17 protein-coding genes are annotated in these 19605 nt (G+C 36.1%); 10 read left to right on the forward strand and 7 right to left on the reverse strand.

What is annotated here, in order from left to right:
• Positions 1 to 61 precede the first annotated feature (61 nt).
• Complete coding sequence (priA, locus tag E0Y80_RS19620) at positions 62 to 2542, forward strand: replication restart helicase PriA (RefSeq protein ID WP_156309356.1); 2481 nt, start codon at positions 62 to 64, stop codon at positions 2540 to 2542.
• Here priA and E0Y80_RS19625 read toward each other — a convergent pair.
• From E0Y80_RS19625 to E0Y80_RS19640, 4 genes are all read right to left on the reverse strand, one after another.
• The gene (locus tag E0Y80_RS19625) at positions 2539 to 3726 is read right to left on the reverse strand and encodes a PepSY-associated TM helix domain-containing protein (protein ID WP_156309357.1); all 1188 of its coding nucleotides are present in this window, start codon (positions 3724 to 3726) and stop codon (positions 2539 to 2541) included. The two genes, priA and E0Y80_RS19625, sit on opposite strands and share 4 nt — an antisense overlap.
• Positions 3726 to 6056: a TonB-dependent receptor gene (locus E0Y80_RS19630; protein WP_156309358.1), complete on the reverse strand. Its 2331-nt coding sequence runs from the start codon at positions 6054 to 6056 to the stop codon at positions 3726 to 3728. Before E0Y80_RS19630 ends, E0Y80_RS19625 begins: the two co-directional genes overlap by 1 nt.
• Positions 6057 to 6178: 122 nt before the next feature.
• Positions 6179 to 6838: a DUF6266 family protein gene (locus tag E0Y80_RS19635; protein WP_156309359.1), complete on the reverse strand. Its 660-nt coding sequence runs from the start codon at positions 6836 to 6838 to the stop codon at positions 6179 to 6181.
• Positions 6839 to 7022: 184 nt separating this feature from the next.
• The gene (locus E0Y80_RS19640) at positions 7023 to 7880 is read right to left on the reverse strand and encodes a DUF4886 domain-containing protein (protein WP_156309360.1); all 858 of its coding nucleotides are present in this window, start codon (positions 7878 to 7880) and stop codon (positions 7023 to 7025) included.
• Positions 7881 to 8059: 179 nt separating this feature from the next.
• Here E0Y80_RS19640 and E0Y80_RS19645 point away from each other — a divergent pair, with 179 nt between their 5' ends.
• The 3 genes from E0Y80_RS19645 to E0Y80_RS19655 are packed head-to-tail and all read left to right on the forward strand — an operon-like array spanning position 8060 to position 11002.
• On the forward strand, positions 8060 to 8716 hold the full coding sequence (locus E0Y80_RS19645) for a protein-L-isoaspartate(D-aspartate) O-methyltransferase (protein WP_156309361.1): 657 nt from the start codon (positions 8060 to 8062) through the stop codon (positions 8714 to 8716).
• A 42-nt stretch (positions 8717 to 8758) separates the two neighbouring features.
• Entirely contained in the window at positions 8759 to 10579 is a 1821-nt protein-coding gene (locus tag E0Y80_RS19650) for a MutS-related protein (RefSeq protein ID WP_156309362.1), read from the forward strand.
• A 21-nt stretch (positions 10580 to 10600) separates the two neighbouring features.
• Positions 10601 to 11002, forward strand: coding sequence for an acyl-CoA thioesterase (locus E0Y80_RS19655; RefSeq protein ID WP_156309363.1), 402 nt, complete (start codon positions 10601 to 10603; stop codon positions 11000 to 11002).
• An 18-nt stretch (positions 11003 to 11020) separates the two neighbouring features.
• On the opposite strand, the gene E0Y80_RS19660 is transcribed toward E0Y80_RS19655, so the two are convergent.
• Positions 11021 to 11395 (reverse strand): DUF779 domain-containing protein, encoded by a 375-nt coding sequence (locus E0Y80_RS19660; RefSeq protein WP_156309364.1) that lies wholly within the window; start codon positions 11393 to 11395, stop codon positions 11021 to 11023.
• 69 nt (positions 11396 to 11464) lie between these two features.
• Entirely contained in the window at positions 11465 to 12967 is a 1503-nt protein-coding gene (locus E0Y80_RS19665; RefSeq protein ID WP_156309365.1) for an aldehyde dehydrogenase family protein, read from the reverse strand.
• 176 nt (positions 12968 to 13143) lie between these two features.
• On the opposite strand from E0Y80_RS19665, the gene E0Y80_RS19670 reads away from it, so the two are divergent.
• Positions 13144 to 14067, forward strand: coding sequence for an AraC family transcriptional regulator (locus E0Y80_RS19670; RefSeq protein ID WP_156309366.1), 924 nt, complete (start codon positions 13144 to 13146; stop codon positions 14065 to 14067).
• Here E0Y80_RS19670 and smpB read toward each other — a convergent pair.
• Positions 14054 to 14509: an SsrA-binding protein SmpB gene (gene smpB, locus E0Y80_RS19675; RefSeq protein WP_156309367.1), complete on the reverse strand. Its 456-nt coding sequence runs from the start codon at positions 14507 to 14509 to the stop codon at positions 14054 to 14056. The two genes, E0Y80_RS19670 and smpB, sit on opposite strands and share 14 nt — an antisense overlap.
• Before the next feature lie 298 nt (positions 14510 to 14807).
• Here smpB and spt point away from each other — a divergent pair, with 298 nt between their 5' ends.
• From spt to E0Y80_RS19700, 5 genes are read left to right on the forward strand one after another with little or no spacing between them, the layout of a single operon-like run.
• The gene (gene spt, locus E0Y80_RS19680; RefSeq protein ID WP_156309368.1) at positions 14808 to 16016 is read left to right on the forward strand and encodes a serine palmitoyltransferase; all 1209 of its coding nucleotides are present in this window, start codon (positions 14808 to 14810) and stop codon (positions 16014 to 16016) included.
• 17 nt (positions 16017 to 16033) lie between these two features.
• On the forward strand, positions 16034 to 17155 hold the full coding sequence (locus E0Y80_RS19685) for a hypothetical protein (RefSeq protein WP_156309369.1): 1122 nt from the start codon (positions 16034 to 16036) through the stop codon (positions 17153 to 17155).
• Entirely contained in the window at positions 17152 to 18150 is a 999-nt protein-coding gene (locus E0Y80_RS19690) for an NAD-dependent epimerase/dehydratase family protein (RefSeq protein WP_156309370.1), read from the forward strand. Before E0Y80_RS19685 ends, E0Y80_RS19690 begins: the two co-directional genes overlap by 4 nt.
• A gap of 13 nt (positions 18151 to 18163) precedes the next feature.
• Positions 18164 to 18862: a CDP-alcohol phosphatidyltransferase family protein gene (locus E0Y80_RS19695; RefSeq protein ID WP_156309371.1), complete on the forward strand. Its 699-nt coding sequence runs from the start codon at positions 18164 to 18166 to the stop codon at positions 18860 to 18862.
• Positions 18863 to 18865: 3 nt separating this feature from the next.
• Positions 18866 to 19252 (forward strand): GtrA family protein, encoded by a 387-nt coding sequence (locus E0Y80_RS19700; RefSeq protein ID WP_156309372.1) that lies wholly within the window; start codon positions 18866 to 18868, stop codon positions 19250 to 19252.
• Positions 19253 to 19605 lie beyond the last annotated feature (353 nt).

The raw sequence follows: 19605 nt of genomic DNA on the forward strand, positions 1-19605 counted from the left end.
ATTTGAAAGGCTTGATTGAATCTAACTACTAAATACTAACTACTAAATACTATCTTTGTTTATGCCTCAACTGGATTTATCTGCTCCAAGTCGTACAACCTACTTTGTCAAGGTTATCTTACCATTAGCAATTGCTAAATCATATACCTATCGCGTTCCTTTTGACCTTGCTGATAAAGTCAAAGTGGGGGTGAGGGTAATTGTACAATTTGGGAAAAATAAGATCTATTCTGCGGTTGTAAAGGAAATTACAACAGAGCCACCTTTAAAGTATGAGGCGAAGTATATTTTGGATGTAGTGGATAATGATCCGATAGTTAATTCCACACAATTGCAAATGTGGGATTGGATTGCAGAATATTACATGTGTCATGTTGGAGATGTGATGCAGGCTGCTTTGCCGGCTGCCTTAAAGATGGCTTCAGAAACTAAGATTATGGCTTCTGATGATCCGAATTTAGATCGATCTATTGTTTCTGATAAAGGATATATGATTTTAGAAGCATTAGATCTAGCAGGCGAATTGACTGTTAATGATGTTATCAAGATTCTAGGACAGAAAACAGTCTTCCCTCTCCTGAGAAGCCTATTTGAACATGGATTCATTCTTATTTCAGAGGAAATTAAACAGAAATACAAACCAAAGACTAAAGCGTTTTTACGCTTGGCCTCTGAGTTCAATGATCCTGATGGAAGACGGGAATTATTAGATAGCTTAAATCGAGCCCCTAAACAGCAAGATGCAGTCATTGCTTTTTTGCAGTTATTGAAGAGTAAAACTGATATCTCAAGACAAGATATCATGGAGGCCTCAGGTTCTGGAGCTACCGCAATTTCTGGACTAATTGAAAAAGGAATTTTTACTGTTGACGAAAAAGTGGTCAGCCGTTTTGAAGGTACTGATGTACTGCTTTCTCCAAATTTTAATTTTAGTCATGCCCAAGAATCTTCCTTCAACCAAATTAAGACCTCATTTCAAAATAAAGATGTAGCATTGCTGCATGGTGTGACTGCTTCGGGAAAAACACAAATCTATATTAGGTTGATTGAAGAGGTGCTTGAAAAAGGGAATAATGCTTTGTATCTATTGCCAGAAATTGCCCTTACAGCACAAATTACGGAGCGTTTAAAGTTGCACTTTGGTGACCAACTTGGGGTTTACCACTCTAAATTTAATGACAATGAGCGTGCTGAAGTATGGCATAAAGTCAATAAAGGCGATTTTAAAGTAATCATAGGTGCTCGGTCTGCTGTATTCCTGCCTTTCCAAAACCTCGGATTGATCATAGTGGATGAAGAACATGAAACCTCCTATAAGCAATATGATCCTGCCCCTCGATATCATGGCCGTGATACAGCTATTTATTTAGCACATCAACATCAGGCCAAGGTATTGCTCGGCTCGGCAACTCCTTCCGTCGAAAGTTACTATAATGCTAAGGCAGGAAAGTATGCCTTAATTGAATTGATGGAAAGGTACGGAAATGCCAAATTGCCGGCCATTGAGATTGTAGATATTACCGAGGCTTCAAGAAAAGAAGAAATGCATTCATATTTCAGCAGTAAACTATTGAATGCAATTCAAGAGGCCGTCAATAAAAAAGAACAAGTTATTTTATTCCAAAATCGAAGAGGACATACACCTTTTCTACAATGCGGTACCTGTGGCTACGTTGCTAAATGTATAAATTGTGATGTTAGTTTAACCTACCATAAATCCAGTAATTTAATGCATTGTCATTATTGTGGCTTTTCTGAGCAAATGGTCGAAACTTGTCCTGCTTGTGGATTACCAAATATGCAGAGCAAAGGTTTCGGAACAGAAAGGGTAGAAGAGGAGTTAGAAATTCTATTACCTGAATTAAAAATCGGACGATTGGACCTTGATTCTACAAAAGGTAAGTATGGTTTTGATCGGGTGATTTCTGCTTTCGATAATCAAGAGTTTGATGTTTTGATTGGAACTCAGATGATTACAAAAGGGCTTGATTTTGGAAACGTTACGCTCATTGGAATTATTAATGCAGATGGAATGATTAACTTTCCCGATTTCAGAGCCTATGAAAGAGCGTTTTCACTATTCTCACAGGTTTCTGGAAGAGCCGGCCGTAGGGATGTGGAAGGAAAAGTAATCATTCAGACCAACACCGCCAACCATAGAATTCTAGAACAGGTGACAAACCACGATTATAATAGCATGTTCTTAACTGAGGTCACGGAAAGAAAAAATTACCTATACCCACCATTTTACAGATTGATTAAATTAGATGTAAAACATCCTGATCAAGATTTAGTGCACGATGCAGCAAAAAGACTAGCCTCTCTTCTTCGTCAGCAACTTGCGGAAAGAGTTCTGGGACCAGAACCTCCTTTAGTGGCAAGAGTCAGAAATAATTTTATTCAAACCATTACCTTAAAGATTGAACGTAAGAATATTTCTATTGCTAAGGTGAAGGAATTGATTAAACAAGCTTTACTTCATTTTGAATTAGATAAGAAAAATAAAGGGGTGCGTGTGCAGATTGATGTTGATCCGTATTAAGGATTTCTTTTATTTATTCCGGATCTTTTACTGGATTTTCTTCTATTTCCTTTAACTTTATGTCGCCAGATTATAAATCCCGTAACCGGTAAGCTCGCACAAAATAATGAAATAATAAATGCCAGTATTTTAGTCGGCATGCCCGAAATATTTCCTGTATGAAGGTCATAATTCAAAGAACCCAATTTATCTCCAGTTTTTTGATTCTCACTTGAATTTATCTTTTCAATCGTGTTAGTACCCTTGTTGAAATAATACCATCTGAAATTTCCAGTTTTCATCTCTTCTAACCTGATCTGAACATCAAATGTTTGATCCTCTTCCTTACTGCTACGAATGGACATCATCCCTGAATTAGGATATTTATTTAGTAAATAGTGTAAAGCATTATCTATTTGTTCCCCTTCTCTAAAATATTCTGGGATTTTATCATGGGTTTCTTCCTTAACACCAAGATGTCTAATATCTAAACTATTGAAGAAGGTAATATATGATTTTTTAAAGGATGGATATGTGAAAACTAAGCCAGTAATGGCTAATACAAGGGCTATTAAAAATGAATAAATGCCAATTACATTGTGCAGATCATAATTTAGTCTTTTCCATTTCGATTTCCAATCTATCCAAAGGCTTCTTTTAAGTGTTTTTCCCCGCCAACGTTTTGGCCACCATAATATCAATCCCGATATTAAAGTGATCACAAAAACTATAGTCGATATTCCAACCACCCAAGTTCCATATTTCTTTCCTAATAAAAGATTCATATGCAGCTGAAGAATAATTTGAAAGAATTCTGTCTTTGAATTTTCTATTGTAACGAGTTGTCCTGTATAGGGGTTGATGAAAATCCGTTTATAAGTCTTAAAATAATTCCAGTATCCAAAGGCCTCTGGGTCTATTTCTTGGACCCTAAAGATCCAACTTCGACTCTTCGATGGATATAAATCAACTCTTGAGATCGATTCGTCTGATTCTAAATATTGACTTGCGGACTTTTTAAGTTGACTTAATGGAAGGGCCTCATTTTTATATTCTCTGTCGAGATAGTACTTCTCTGGATAGCTAATTAACTTAAGCTCATCAAAAAAAGTATAAACACAGCCTGAAAGTCCTAAAATGATCACTACAATTCCAGTGGTCAGGCCTAACCATTTATGCAACCATAAGATAATACGCTTTACCATTAAAACTTATAATTGATATTTAAGGATGCTGTAGTACCTGCTCCCTTTACATATTCAGCATCAACCGCTCTATATTGACTTACTACTGGGTAATAGTCTTTATTTAATAAGTTCTCAATACCCAATCCTAAAGTCCATTGCTTATTTATTTTATAACTTCCCGAAAGATTAAATAAATCTATTGGTTTGATCGATCCTTCACTATTCTTGTATATACCCTTTTCATTTGGCTCAAATCGGTCACGAGATCCAGTATGAACCCAGTGTAATTGAACATTAACAGCTTCTATTGGGCTATAATAAAGATAAGCAGTTGCTTTGTCTGGGGTAATTCTAGTCCCATTTAAATAATGACTTTTTCCATCTTCTTCTTCTGCTTTCCCTTCGACATGTGCATATGTTCCTCCTAAAGTCCATTTTTCAGATAATTTTGCATTCAATGTGAATTCTAGACCTTGAACTTTTTCTGGTAATCTTTGTGCTACTAAATAACCGCCAATATCAACTAATTCAACCCCCATTTTAGATGTGCTGTAATAATAAGAGGCTGAGAAATTGAAAATACTATAAGCACTCGAAAATCCAATTTCGTAGTTGTTTGTTATGACTGGATCAGTTTTTATGCTGTCTAAATCGTTGTCTGTAGCTCTTCGAACTATTCTACCTAATTCATTTATGGCAAACCCTTGTGAAAAACTTACAAATGGGTTGAAATAATCGAATTTATTATATCGTAATCCTGCATTAAAAGTTGCTCCCTTATAAGGGATTTTTCCTCCTGTTACTGCTATGCTCCCTTCGTTATTTGGACCTGTCGCTATGGTGTGAAAGTCCTTAATTTTTACTGTTGCATTTTCATATCGAACTCCCCCTTTAAAAATTAAATTCTCAAAGAAATCAATTTTTAACTGCGCGTAGGGTGCTATGTTTACCATATTCATATCAGGAATATAAATCCGGCCATCTGTCAAGTTCTGATCCGTGATATCGTTTAAGAGATCAATTCCATAAGTAACTTCTGCATTCGAATTTAATACCTCAAATGCTGTATTCAGATTTAAGCGGAGTCCTTTTTTCTCAGAATTTATCTGTGTTTGTCCAGGACCATACCATGCAGTTCCCTTTTCAATGTACCTATTCATTGAACGAAAGGTGTTATAATATAATGATGCTTGCAAGGATGTTGAACCAATAAGATTATTGTGATAATAATTCAACATGGCATTATGATTATAAGGTGTACCTGTCGGTTTACCTGGATCATCTCCCTTTACAGCAATTGTAGGGGACTGACCATATTTTCCAGTTTGGCTGATGTATTTAGCATGTTGAGAACTATTGTAAAAATTGTATAGGACGGATAATCCGGAATTAGAATTTATATCATAACCAACTTTTAGGAAGGCGTTGTATTGATAAGAATTCGACAAACCATCGACCTGACCAAGAGCAATTCCGTCGGCATCCCTTTGTAATCCCGTATAATCGATCGTTCCACTAACTGTATAGTTCCATTTGTTAGATCTCCCGAAAATTGTTTGGTCAACCCTATATCCCATTGTTTCACTGGAATGAAATGGATTGATGGTGCTCCTTAGGTTAGTTATCCCAGAAAAGGATTTTAATGCATCTTTGTTGGTTTTGGTAATATAATTAATAATACCTCCCGCTGATCCATTGCCATAAATAGAGGTGGCTCCTTTGATGACCTCAACCCGTTCTATGACTGCCGGATCAATTGATCGTATATCTCTCGCTCCATTCATTAATGGCGTTGATTGGGGAATTCCATCTATTAACACAAGGACAGACCTCCCGCGTAATGTTTGACCGGTGTTTGTCGCTTTATTATTACTTACTCCTAAACCCGGTATGGTATTACCTAATATGTTTGAAATATTTGTGTTTATTTGACTTTGAGCTTCTATTTCTTTGCTTGTCAGAATAGATATGGACGAAGGAACCGTCGAAATATGTTCTGGTTTTCTTCCTGCAGTCACAACAATTTCATCTAAATTGTTTAATTGTTGCATGTTAATAATCAAGGGATTCTTTAAAGTATCAGTATGGATGCGCTGTGTAATTGTTTGAAATCCACTATAACTAAGTTGTAAATTAATGGATTCTTTCTCTGAGCTTCCATCAATTCTATAATATCCCCTTATATCCGTCCTGCCAATTAACTTGCCATTTAGTTTTATATTGACATTTTCTTGGGCTTCATTATTTGTTTTTACAAATAAATCTATTTGTTGGGCTATAGAGTTATAACTAAAAAATATTGTACAGAATAGCGTGAAAATTCGAAGATATGTATTGAAGCTTTGCATCTTATTTTTATTTAGAACAATTATAAATTGTGCCAAAAATAGATAAACTAGCTAAAATTCCAAATACTAGAATTAAATATTATTAAAAAAATTTGTTATTAAATTATTTTTAGCCAATTAAGCTATTGGATTTTAATCTTCCCGAGGTTTATACTATCTGTACATTCTTCTTGCTGCGTAATGGAATAAAAAGATAGATATATATGATAGTTTGAATCTTCAGGGCTTTGGCCAATTTTGATCAATTGATTTCCTTTTAATATATTTTCACCTTCAAGAATTCCAAATATAGATTTAGACACTATGTTTTCTGAGATTATTATTGCCATACATCGAAAGTCTTTCATTTTATGTTTGGAAACAGTCTCATTATTAAGATTCCAGGAAATTCTTAATATACCTGAATTAGGGTCCAGCTGTATTTGATACTCCTCTACTGGGTTTTCAAGACCTTTACTGATTTTAAATTTTTCCCAATTGATGCTAATTTGTTCTTCCTTCTCATCAAATGAATGCATTAGATTATATGACATCGCATTATTATGGCTTGTTAAATTGGGATTATAATCTTTAAAACCAATCCGAATATAGGGTAGAATGGGATTCAAAATGGTCTGCATAATTTTGAACTTCGTAATGGTTCTTTCTTGTAATTTCGTTTTTTTTAATAAACTCTTCTTAGGTTTTGACCGAACATAGGTCTTGCCTTTCCATGTACAAAATACAAAATCACCTAAAACCCCTGAAAAAATACCTTCTTTATCTTTAAGAATAATTGCCATAATCTAAAATTTGCTTTTCATAAATATAAGTAAAGCAATATAATTTTTGTTTAAATGTTTAATTAAATTTCTTATAAGTTAATGTTAACTTTAGTATTTTTTATATAGTCTGCATGTATTTTATAAAATTTTCAAAAAAAAAGCATCGATAATTTCGATGCTTCCTTTCAATGTTTTTATTGATTTATTTTTTAACCTTGGATACCTTAAAAGGTTTTTTAACAGCCTTTTTTGCGGCCTCCTTAACTATCTTTGACTGAAGTTCAGTAAGCTTTTCTGGCTTGTAGTCAGTTTTGGTAGGGTCAAGGTTAAATAATTTTGCATACCAAGTCAATGCTGCGGCAAATCTCCCATAGTCTAGATTCAAATGGTAGCCATCTCTGGTAAAATTATCTCCAATACTACTTGTCCTTCCATTTTGGATCGTTGTTCCATCAGGTACAATAAATGCATAGTCTCCTGTTTTATCAAGCCTCGATGTCACGCTCATGATACTGTCGTACATGTTCTTTTGACTGTTATCGTAATTTGTAAAACCTTCATGTTTTGAATCTTGTTGATATGCCCATGTCTGGTGATAAACTAAACGGGTATCGGGATGAACATGTGCAAAAACATAGGTCCATAAATCACCTAAAGTTTGCATAATGACATTGTATTTTCCCGATAACGGACTTGCTTGTTGCAAGCTTACATAATCCCAATTATCATCAGCCAATGCCTCTTCTATGCTTACTTGTTCTGTTGTTTTTTTGGAACCATCCAAACCTATTTTTCGATAACTATATGCCTTTAGGTTATTATGTGCATTTTTTATGTGCAGTTCCAAAGGTGCTCCACCAATATATAGGTTGCCAATAACTATTTTTTTTCCAGCGCCTGTCGATAGTTCATATAAATAGTTCTCTAGTGCATCTTCCGAAAAGCTATTTCCGATAGCTAATACTTTAATGATATCATCATCTTTTGGAGATGTTTCCTGTGCCAAAACATATTGGAACTGTAGGAATACGATGAATAGATAAATTGATAGTTTCTTCATTTTATTAGAGATTTTGGAATTTTATAGGAAGTTCTTCTATGATGTTCCTAAATACTATAAAAGTACAAAAAATATAGCTTAGAGATATTTTCTTTCTCAAAAATCAGAAGGGTTCTGACCTTTAATGTTTTGCATTTTAACCTTAATAATATGGTAAATTAAGGGTAATTTTGATGCATATGGCTTATAAGTTTATTGATAATTATCGGGAGAAGGGAGCTAGGAAGCAATTAGTCAAGCATCTAGAGAAAAGAGGTATTGAGGACAAGAAAGTGTTAGAAGCAATTGCTAAGGTACCCCGCCATTATTTCTTTGATGAAACCTTTTGGAACCAAGCGTACCGAGATATTGCATTCCCAATCGGAGATGGGCAGACAATATCACAACCTTATACCGTAGCTTATCAAAGCCAGCTGCTTCATATCAAAAAAGGTGATAAAGTCTTGGAAATCGGAACTGGTTCCGGTTATCAAACCTGTATTCTTATGGAACTCGGGGCTGATGTTTACACCATTGAAAGACAAGAAAATCTTTATAATAGAACCATTCAGGTTCTTCCTTATATGGGCTATAAGCCTAATTTCTTCCTCGGGGATGGCTCAAAAGGAATTCCTGAAAAAGCTCCTTACGATAAAATAATTGTTACCGCCGGTGCTCCCTTTGTGCCTGAAAAAATGTTAAAACAACTGCGACTGGGTGGACTTTTAGTTATTCCAGTTGGTGATGAAAAATTTCAGAAGATGGTTACCATACTCCGTGTTGGTGAAAATGACTTCGAAAGAATCGAATTGGATACCTTCAGGTTTGTACCTTTAGTTGGTGATCAAGCTTGGTAGAAAATCAGCCCATTTCTCGCTTCTAATCCATAACTTAGCAGCATGAGTGCAGAATTTTACCAAAGCAATGTCGATAAGACCCAAAAAGATATCAAGTTATTAGAGCAGCAGATTAACAAAAATGCCTTCTTAAGGCTAGGGTTAATGCTGTTAGGTGGAATCGGAATATGGCAGTTGTTCGCGCTCAATAATATTCTTATCGTTTTAGTTGCTTTCTTTTTACTCATTTTCCTTTTTGCGTTCTTAGTTTTTAGACAAGCTAAAGTCGACCGTAAATTACAGGAAGCCAAAGTTTTCCTACGGATTAATGAAAACGAAATTCAAATCCTGAACCGCAAAAAGAATATGTATGAAGATGGAGCGGAATTTGAAGATCAAAAGCATCCCTATTCTTCAGACCTTGACGTTTTCGGTCCGAATTCACTTTTTGAATTGCTAAACAGATGCGCCACAAAAGATGGGGTAGCTGTTTTGAAATCCTGGCTGCATGCTCCTGCTGATAAAATAGAAATTCTTGATCGTCAACAGGCTGTAAATGAATTGAAAGATGATCCCCAGCATTTACAAGCTTTCCAAACAAAAATGCTCTTCAATTTAGGCTCTAAAATTAATTTGAGATCCTATATTCACAGCTATTTTCATGATAAATCTTTCGAATTTGGAAACGCATTTTATAAAATTTACGTTCCTCTTGTTCCATGGATATTTCTCTTGGGAATCTTATTCTCGGTATTTATTCAAAATATTTCAGGTTACTTATTAGGCCTAGCTATAGTTCATTTGCTTTGGACAATTGCTCAGGCGGGTAGGGTAGGTCAGTTCTCTAACCGTATCGATAAAATAGGCGTTTCATTGATTGGATTTGCCGATGCGATCAAATTAATTGAAGACAGGAAATATTCTGCAGTTCTTAATCAGGAAATACAAGGTAAAATTGAGGTCGAAAACCAAAATAAAAAACTGTCAAGTATTATTCATGAACTTGGAAAACTCATCGATAAACTGGACGTACGTAACAATATGTTGGTTGGTGCCATTCTAAATATGCTTTTTCTTTGGGACTTCAAGCAAGTAATGGCTATCAGCAGATGGAAAAACCAATACGAGGATTCTATTCTTTCTGGATTTGATGCGGTGGCTAAATATGAATCTTTAACATCATTATCCATTTTAGCTTATAACCACCAAGATTGGACACAGCCGATTATTAAAAATGATTTTGAAAAAGATCACCTACTTGCTGTTGATGTGAACCATCCACTGATCCCTCAGGACAAATCTGTCGGTAATACCTATGATGCCGCTGATCATAAAATTGCATTGATTACCGGATCTAATATGGCCGGAAAAAGTACTTTTTTAAGAACAGTTGGTATTAATGCCGTCTTAGCCTACGCAGGGGCAGTAGTTTGTGCAAAACAATTTGAACTGCCTATTTATGAGCTAGTCACCTATATGCGCATCAAAGACTCTTTAAATGAAAGTACATCAACTTTTAAAGCAGAACTTGATCGGATGAAGTTTATACTTGAACGTGTAAATAGTATTAAATCGAGCTTTTTCTTAATCGATGAAATGTTGCGTGGAACAAATTCTGTTGATAAATATTTAGGCTCAAAAGCTATTATTAAAAAATTAATCAGTCTAAACGGACGTGGTATGTTGGCAACCCATGACTTACAGTTGTCCGAATTAGTTGTTGATTATCCAGGATACTTGAAAAATTTCCACTTTGATATTCAAGTCCAAGGATCTGAAATGTTATTTGACTATAAATTGAAGGATGGTGCATGTACTATTTTTAATGCCTCAATGCTATTAAAGGGTATTGGGATAGTCGTTGAAAGCGAAAAAGTTGATTAACTTTGCACTTCAATTTAAAAAATGACTATTCAAGACCGTATCGATCAAAGTGAAACACGCATTACAATGACTGTGTTTCCTTCCCTTACCAATCATCATGACACGCTTTTCGGTGGAAAAGCTATGGCGATTATGGATGAGGTTTCCTTTATGTGTGCAACCCGTTTTTGTAGAAAATCCTTAGTTACCGTATCAACTGATAAAATTGATTTCCATAAAGCTATTCCTTCTGGAAGTATCGTTGAGGCAATTGCCAGAGTGGAAAACATTGGGAACTCCAGCCTAAAAGTCTATGTTGAAATATATTTGGAAAGTATGTATGAGGACGGACGTGAATTAGCAATTCAGGGACGATTTACTTTTGTGGCTTTAGGTGACGATAAAAAACCAATCCCGGTCCTTCAAGGATTGGATGTTGCTTAATCTTTTATCAGCAAAATTTTATTCATTTCGTATGACTTCAGGTAATTCCTTCAATTCTGATTCGGTAAATAATCGATAGTGAATCTTGAAGGTTTTGCCCATTGGAGTCTCCAAGGAAAAACCTCCCGGTCCAAATCCTTCCAATACATCCAACGTAAAATGTGAAAACTTCCAGTATTCAAATAAATCCCTATCAACCCAAAACTCATAGCCTTCTACCAAACCTATCATTGCATCATTCATCCTAGGGTAAAATCCTCCTTTTTCAAAACATTGTGGTTGCGTGCCTTCACAACATCCACCTGCCTGATAAAACATCAGCGGACCGTGTTTTTCTGTCAATTCCCGGATTACTTCCTTTGCCGTATCGGTAACATCTATTCTTGAAATCATTTTGTCTGTTTTAAAAAAGGGGTTAATTTGCATAACCCCTTATCACACATTAAACTATTCACTGTTCTATTAAAAGAAGCCAAGCTTTTCCTTGCTATAGGAGATAAGCATGTTTTTTGCTTGGCGATAATAGGCTAACATCATTTTGTGGTTTTCACGCCCAATACCTGATTGCTTGTAACCACCAAATGGAGCTCCTGCTGGATAACTATGATATTGATTGACCCAAACACGGCCTGCTTGAATTGCCCGAGGTACCATGTAAAGTTCATGTGCATCTCGTGTCCAAACGCCTGCACCTAATCCATAAATCGTGTCATTCGCTATCTCAATCGCTTCATTTACGTCTTTGAAGGTAGTAACTGCTAACACCGGCCCGAAAATCTCTTCTTGGAAAATGCGCATCTTGTTGTTCCCTTTAAATAGGGTAGGTTTGATGTAATATCCCGCATTGATTTCTCCGCCTAATTGATTTTCATCTCCTCCAGTTAGCACTTCAGCTCCTTCTTCTTTTCCTAATTTGATGTAGGACATAATCTTATCCTTTTGGATCTTGGAAGCTTGAGCGCCCATCATCACCGTAGGATCTAATGGGTTTCCAACCTTAATTTGATTTACACGCTCTACAACCCGCTCGATAAACTTATCATAGATCGATTCTTGAATCAATAATCGCGATGGACAGGTACATATTTCTCCTTGATTCAGTGCAAACAGTACAGCGCCTTCAATCGCTTTGTCCAAGAATGAGTCATCTTCTGCCATAACCGATTCAAAAAAGATATTCGGTGATTTACCTCCTAATTCTAGCGTTACTGGAATTATGTTTTCTGTTGCATATTGCATAACCATTCGACCTGTTGCTGTGGATCCTGTAAATGCTGCCTTTGCCACTTTCGGATGTGTTACCAAATGCCGTCCTAATTCTGACCCAAATCCATTGACAACATTGATCACTCCTGGAGGTAGAAGGTCTCCGATGATCTCCATAAGAACCATAATGGAGGTTGGTGTACTTTCAGCTGGTTTAAGCACCACCGTACATCCAGCCGCAAGGGCAGGAGCTAGTTTCCATACCGCCATCAATATTGGAAAATTCCATGGAATAATTTGGGCAACGACGCCGATAGGTTCGTTTACTATTAAGGAAACGGTATTACTGTCTAATTCAGACAATGATCCTTCTTCTGCGCGAATTACCCCTCCAAAATACCGGAAATGGTCGATTGCCAAGGGAATATCTGCATTCAAGGTTTCTCTAACTGCTTTCCCATTATCAACGGTTTCTACTGCTGCAACCTGTTCTAAATGCTGCTCTATACGGTCAGCGATTTTAAATAAAATATTACTGCGCTCTGTGGATGAGGTTTTACTCCATGTTTTGAAGGCTTCTGCAGCCGCTTCTACTGCTTTGTCAATATCTTCTTTTGTAGAATGTGCAACTTGCGTAAAAGGCTTCCCGTCTATAGGAGAAATGTTGTCAAAATATTTTCCTTGCGCTGGTGGAACGAATGTTCCGTTAATGTAGTTATCATAACGTTCTTTGAACGTTGGTCTCTTAATTTCGCTCATCTTATTTGGTTTTAACTAAGTTTATTTTTGGACTCTTTCTCAAATTTACCTAGACGTAAATTTTAAGTGTAGCATTATTGTCGCTTTTCATAGCATAATAATTTCAAACACCTGCATTTTGTTTTTATTTAGTTTTTTTTAATTTTGATTAACAGCCAATTATAAATATTAGTCGTATGGGAAAGAATAATTTAGTTTTTGAACTTCCTTATTCAAAGGAGCGGGAGTTAAATACATTGGTCGAAAATAGAAGGGCATATACGTTAAATAATTTTGAACTTAACGTGTACGAAACTTATCAAGCCAGCCAGCTTGTACCCCTCAAATTTAATGACATGGTTATCATCAGTATGCTCAAAGGCAAAAAAGTGATGCATCTGGAAGATGTGCCTGCTTTTGAATATCTGCCTGGTGAAACCCTCGTCCTGCCAGCTCATAGAGCCATGAAAATTGATTTCCCCGAAGCTCAGATGAAACAGCCAACTCAATGTACCGCGCTTTTAATCGCTGCTGATAAAATTCAAGAATCTATAGAATTTCTGAATAAAGCTTATCCAAAAGCTAACAATCATCTTTCCTGGAATTTCTCATGGAATAAATTTCATTTGGTCAACACGCAGGAACTCGCAACTTTAACCAATAAATTGTTTAGCAATATGATTAGTGATGACCCTTTAAAAGATGTTCTCGCTGATTTATTGTTTAAGGAATTACTCGTTAGGATCATCCAACAACAGCAACTCGGAGAATTAATGGATGCCGATGCGCCTATCAATGATGCAATTGCTCAGTTAAAAACATACATACGGGAAAATCTAACCGAAAAGTTGACAATTGATGATTTGAGCCTAAAAGCGAATATGAGCAAAGCCAGTTTGTTCAGGCTTTTTAAAGATGAATTTGGAATTAGTCCAATGGAATTGGTCATTCAAGAAAGATTGAGGAAAGCTAAAGAAATGCTGTCCGCAAATATGGCTATAAAGGAGGTTTGTTATGCCTGTGGCTTTTCAGATGTCAATTATTTCATCAGATTATTCAAATCCAGGGAACAAATTACACCAGGAAATTACCAACGTAAAATAGATTTTACCGTTTCATAGCTCGGTCAAGCTCGCGTTTGCTTTCTCTTTCTTTGATCGTTTCACGTTTGTCGAAATCTTTTTTACCTTGTGCCAAGGCAATTTCAACTTTTGCAAATCCTCTTTCATTGATAAAAATACGAAGCGGAACTATCGTGAATCCTTTCTCTTCTCCTTTTTCACGAAGCTTCTTCAATTCTTTTTTGCTTAAAAGTAATTTTCGATCCCGTTTCGATTCATGATTATAGAAGGATCCAAAGGAATATTCCGCAATATGCATATTACGGATATAGAGTCCGTCTTCGAAAAATGCACAGAAACTATCGTTGATATTTGCCTTGCCCTCACGAATGGATTTTATCTCGGTGCCTAAAAGTGCTAAGCCCGCAACATAGGTGTCAAGTAGGTGATACTCAAAGGATGCGCGTTTGTTTTTAATGTTTACCGTTGATGAAATTGCCATTTTATTTAATTATATTGAAGCACAAATGTAAGAATTTAAGAATTTTTGCAAAATTTCCATGTAATTTACAGTAAACATTATCTTAATATTAATTTAATTTTATGATATTTATATGTCAAATCAAATGTAATTTGAGGTTTAAGTTTTGTATGTTTGCGTCGATTTTTTGTAATAAGAGGTAATATAAACGTGATTTTATTATGTTAATAAAACTAGTTTTGTACCTTTGTGAGATTTTTGACGATTTTTGTTAAAAGTTCAAAAAGTAAATTTTATTGAGTACATAGACACCTGACGAATGAGCAAGGGAAAATTAAACGAAAGAACTGCGCGGTTTTTAAATGGCGAGTTAGGAGATATAAAGTCAAAAAACTTATATGCTTATTTTAGACCTATCCAATCTAAACAAGATACTGAAGTAAAAATTGATGGACGCAGAGTTTTAATGTTTGGTTCAAATTCTTATTTAGGATTAACCACCGATCCTCGTATTATCAAAGCTTCCCAAGATGCTTTAGCTAAATACGGTACAGGATGTGCTGGTTCCCGTTTCTTAAATGGAACTTTGGACATCCACGTGGAACTGGAAGAAAAATTAGCGGATTACGTAGGTAAAGAAGCTGCTATTCTTTTCAGCACAGGTTTCCAATCCAACCTAGGACCTCTTTCTTGTCTTACTGGTCGCCATGATTACATCCTATTGGATGAACGTGATCATGCTTCTATCATTGATGGTTCGAGATTGTCTTTCTCAAAAGTTATTAAATACGCTCATAACAATATTGACGACTTAAGGGATAAAATTTCCCGCTTACCTGAGGAAAGCTTTAAACTAATTGCAACCGACGGTATTTTCTCTATGGAAGGGGATATCGTGAAGTTGCCTGAACTTGTTCAAGTTGCTAACGAATTCGATGCAGCTATATTGTGTGATGATGCCCACTCTTTAGGGGTTATCGGTGATAAAGGGGCTGGTACTGCTAGTCATTTTGGCCTAACGGATCAAGTTGACCTAATTATGGGTACTTTCAGTAAATCATTAGCTTCATTGGGTGGTTTTGTCGCTGCTGACAGTGATACCATCGAATTCCTTAAACATAGAGCAAGATCATTGATGTTCAGTGCTAGCATGACCCCGGCATCGGTTGCTTCAACCCTCAAAGCCCTGGAAATCATTCAAACTGAACCTGAACATATCGAAAAACTTTGGGCAAACACAAATTATGCTAAAAAATTGTTGCTTGAAAATGGATTTGACCTTGGTGCTACTGAAAGCCCGATCTTACCTGTTTTCGTAAGAAACAACGAAAAAACATATGTAGTTACCAAAATGCTTCAGGACGACGGTGTTTTTGTAAACCCTGTTGTCGCTCCTGCTGTTCCTGCTGAAGAGTCTTTAATCCGTTTCTCTTTAATGGCAACTCATACTTTCGATCAAATCGATGAGGCTGTAGAGAAAATGACTAAAGTATTCAAAGCGTTAGAAGTGGAAACTTTTATTAGCTAAATATAATCTTGGAAGCTGTGATTACGATCGTTCCTGTTGAAACCAAAAAGCAAAGGGCAAAGTTTATCGATTTTCCTCATGACCTTTATGAAGGAGATCCAAATTATGTCCCTGAACTGTTTGTCGCTCAGGATGATATGCTAAACCCAGCTAAACACCCTTTTTATAAGCATTCTTCCCTGCAAATGTTCCTAGCCTATCAAGGCGACAAAATTGTAGGTCGAATTGCCGCAATCTATAACAATAATCACAATGCCTTCAATCAAGTTAATGAAGGTCAATTTGGATTTTTTGATTGTATCAATGATCAAGAAGTCGCAAATAAATTATTGGAAACTGCTGAAAACTGGGTGAAAAATAAAGGCGGTAATACCATCTTTGGTCCTGTCAATTTAACAACCAACGATTCTATAGGTTTGTTAGTTGAAGGATATGATAAACCTCCTGTGGCCATGATGCCCTATAACTTTCCTTATTATCAAGATTTGATCTTAAATGCTGGCTTTGCTAAAAAAGTTGATTTAAGAGCCTATTTTGTCAATAAGGAAAATTCCGATAAGCGTTCCGTCTTGCTTTTGGATAAACTTGAAGAAAGACTTAAACGATCAGGAATTATCCTGAGAGAAATCAACTTGAAGGATTTTGCGAACGAAGCAGAAAAAATCAAGCGTGTGTATAATAAAGCATGGGACAAAAACCTTGGTTTTGTGCCTATGACTGATGATGAATTTGCGCATACCGCAAAAGATCTTAAGATGATTGTCGATCCTAAATACTGTATTATCGCAGAAAAAGGGGACGATATCATTGGTTTTGCTCTTGGTATTCCAAATATTAACGAAATCCAAATCAATATTAAGCGTGGAAGGCTTCTGCCAACTGGTATTTTCAAATTGCTATTCGGCAGGAAAAAAATCAAAACATTAAGGGTATTGATGTTAGGTGTGCTGGATAACTATAGAAAATTGGGAATAGAAGCTTGTCTTTATGGTCGGATTATTAAGAATTCAATCCCTTCAGGTATTATCGGAGCGGAATGTTCTTGGATGCTAGATCACAACTACCTCATGAATCACGCAATTGAGCAAATCAATGCAGACCTCTATAAGCGGTATCGTCTTTTTGAAAAAGCGATATGAAAAAGAAAATTTTCATAACCGGTGCGAGCGGATTTGTAGGCTCTCACCTTGTTGAAGCTGCCCAGAACTTGGGTCTTGAGGTTCATGCTGCTGTCAGGAAGTCCAGCCTTATAAAGGATATTGAACCTGCAGTCAATAAGTTCGTTTTTCCTAATCTCGGGAATCCTGATGAACTAAAATCCCTTTTCGAAAATGAGCAATACCATTACATTATCCATGCTGCTGCTATGACAAAAGCAAAGGATGAAAATGTAATGCGTGAAGTCAATGTCGGATATACTGATGCTATTCTGCATGCTGCATCTTCTTCAGATATGCCGCTCGAAAGAATAAGCTATGTCAGCAGCCTTGCTGCTGTGGGCCCAATTTCATATCAAAGCGATCAGCTTATTACCGAAAATTCACCCTATAACCCTTTGACAGTTTATGGTAGGAGCAAGGAAGCTTCTGAATTAATGATTCAGGAGAAATATCCAAATGCTCCTGTGTCTGTTTTTCGACCAACCGCTGTATATGGACCTCGTGAAAAGGATATCTTTATTCTTTTCGATACCATGAATAAGGGTTTGGATCCTTATATCGGAAGAAGTCCACAAAAATTAAGCTTCGTCTATGTTAAAGACTTGGTTGATGTGTTGTTGCAGGGTTGCATGACTCCTCAAGAGGGACTGCAGTTTTATAATATCAGTGATGGAGAGGTTTATTCTAGATATGCCATGGCTGAAATCTTTAAGGAAGTCCTCAATAAAAAATTATTTAGAATGCATGTGCCATTGGGCTTGGTCAAAAGTGTCGCGGAACTGTCGCAGAGATTGTATAGAAATTCTTCAAAAACTCCAGTTATTTACCCGGAGCGGTTGAGTGAACTTACAGCAGAAAATTGGGGCTGTGATATTAGTCGGGCAAAATTAAACCTTGGCTTTAATCCGCAGTTTAATCTTGAAAAAGGTTTAAAGGAAAGCCTAACATGGTATAAAGAAAATAAATGGCTTTAAAACTAGCATTGAAATGAGTGAAGAAAAAATTAATAAAAAACTTTTCCAAGACAGAAAAAGAACAAATATTCTAAGTAATCCTGAACAAAGATTGATTACTTATTTAGTTCCAAGAATTCCAGATTGGATATCTTCTGATGGTTTGACTGCAATCGGTCTCTTTGGTTCCTTTATGATTCTGGGAAGTTTCCTTTTGGCAGAATACGTCCATATTAACTATCTGTTATTAGGAATTGTAGGGTTCTTTGTTCAATGGTTTGGAGATTCATTGGACGGTAGGATTGCTTTTTATAGAAATAAGTCGAGAAAATGGTATGGCTTTGCACTAGATATCGTAATGGACTGGGTTTCTACTGTTTTTATCGGTTTGGGCTATGTGCTATATGCTACTGGAGATTTTAAATATCTTGGATTTACTTTAGTGGCATTGTATGGCTGGGCGATGATCATTTCCCAGTTGAGATATCGAATTACCGACAAATACACAATTGATGCTGGTTTGTTAGGGCCAACTGAAATTAGAGTAGTTATTAGTTTGGTCTTCATTTTAGAAGTTATCGTTCCTGGTTCTATTAATTATTCAGTATTGGGAATCTGTATTATTCTTTTCTTTATCAATTTAATTGATACGAAGAAATTATTGGATCTTGGTGATGCAAAGGATTTAGAAGAAAAAGCCAATAAACTTAAGGAAGCAAAAGTTAACGAGTAGTCCATGTCAGATAAACTAAGGGTTTTTCTCAGAGCACAGCTGTCCGCATTTATTGGCGGACTTTCTGATTTTGGGATCTATACTTTTTGTTATACGGTATTAAAGTTTACTGCTCCATTTTCTAATGTCATCAGCGGGAGCTTAGGTGCTATTGTAAATTTTTTAATCAATAGATATTGGTCCTTTGGAAATACTGATAAATCAATAAGTAGCCAATTGTGGAAATTCATACTTGTAGTTATTGGTAGTATATCCTTAAAATCACTTGGAATTTACCTTTTAGTACATCAATGGAATTTGCACTTTCTACTTTCCAAAGTGATTGTAGAGATTATTGTGTCTTTGGGATTTAATTACACCCTGCAGAAGTATTGGGTATTTAAGAAATAAGAAAGTAAATGCTGCGGTAATCCTTTTATCGTTTGTATATAGAGGCCATGTTGAAGAGAATTCATCATGGCCTTTTCTTATTTTATGGAATTAAGTAAGTTTTCATGCAATTCCATCCAGCATTGATATTATTTATTTCTAACAGTTTGTTTTAATTTTTTTTCATGCGTGTTTCCACATGTTGGGGGCTTTTTTAATTTTCCCTTTTAGTTCTCTTCGAGTTTTGTTCGAGTATTGCTCGTGTCTCGTCCACAGCTTGTCCAAAACTCGTCCGGAGCTCGTCCGCGTGTGAGCGGACGAACTGCGGATCATTCCCGGACGGTGTGCGGACCATTCACGAGCGAAACCCGAGC

The sequence above is a fragment of the Sphingobacterium endophyticum genome (assembly GCF_009733535.1).
Lineage (GTDB): Bacteria > Bacteroidota > Bacteroidia > Sphingobacteriales > Sphingobacteriaceae > Sphingobacterium > Sphingobacterium endophyticum.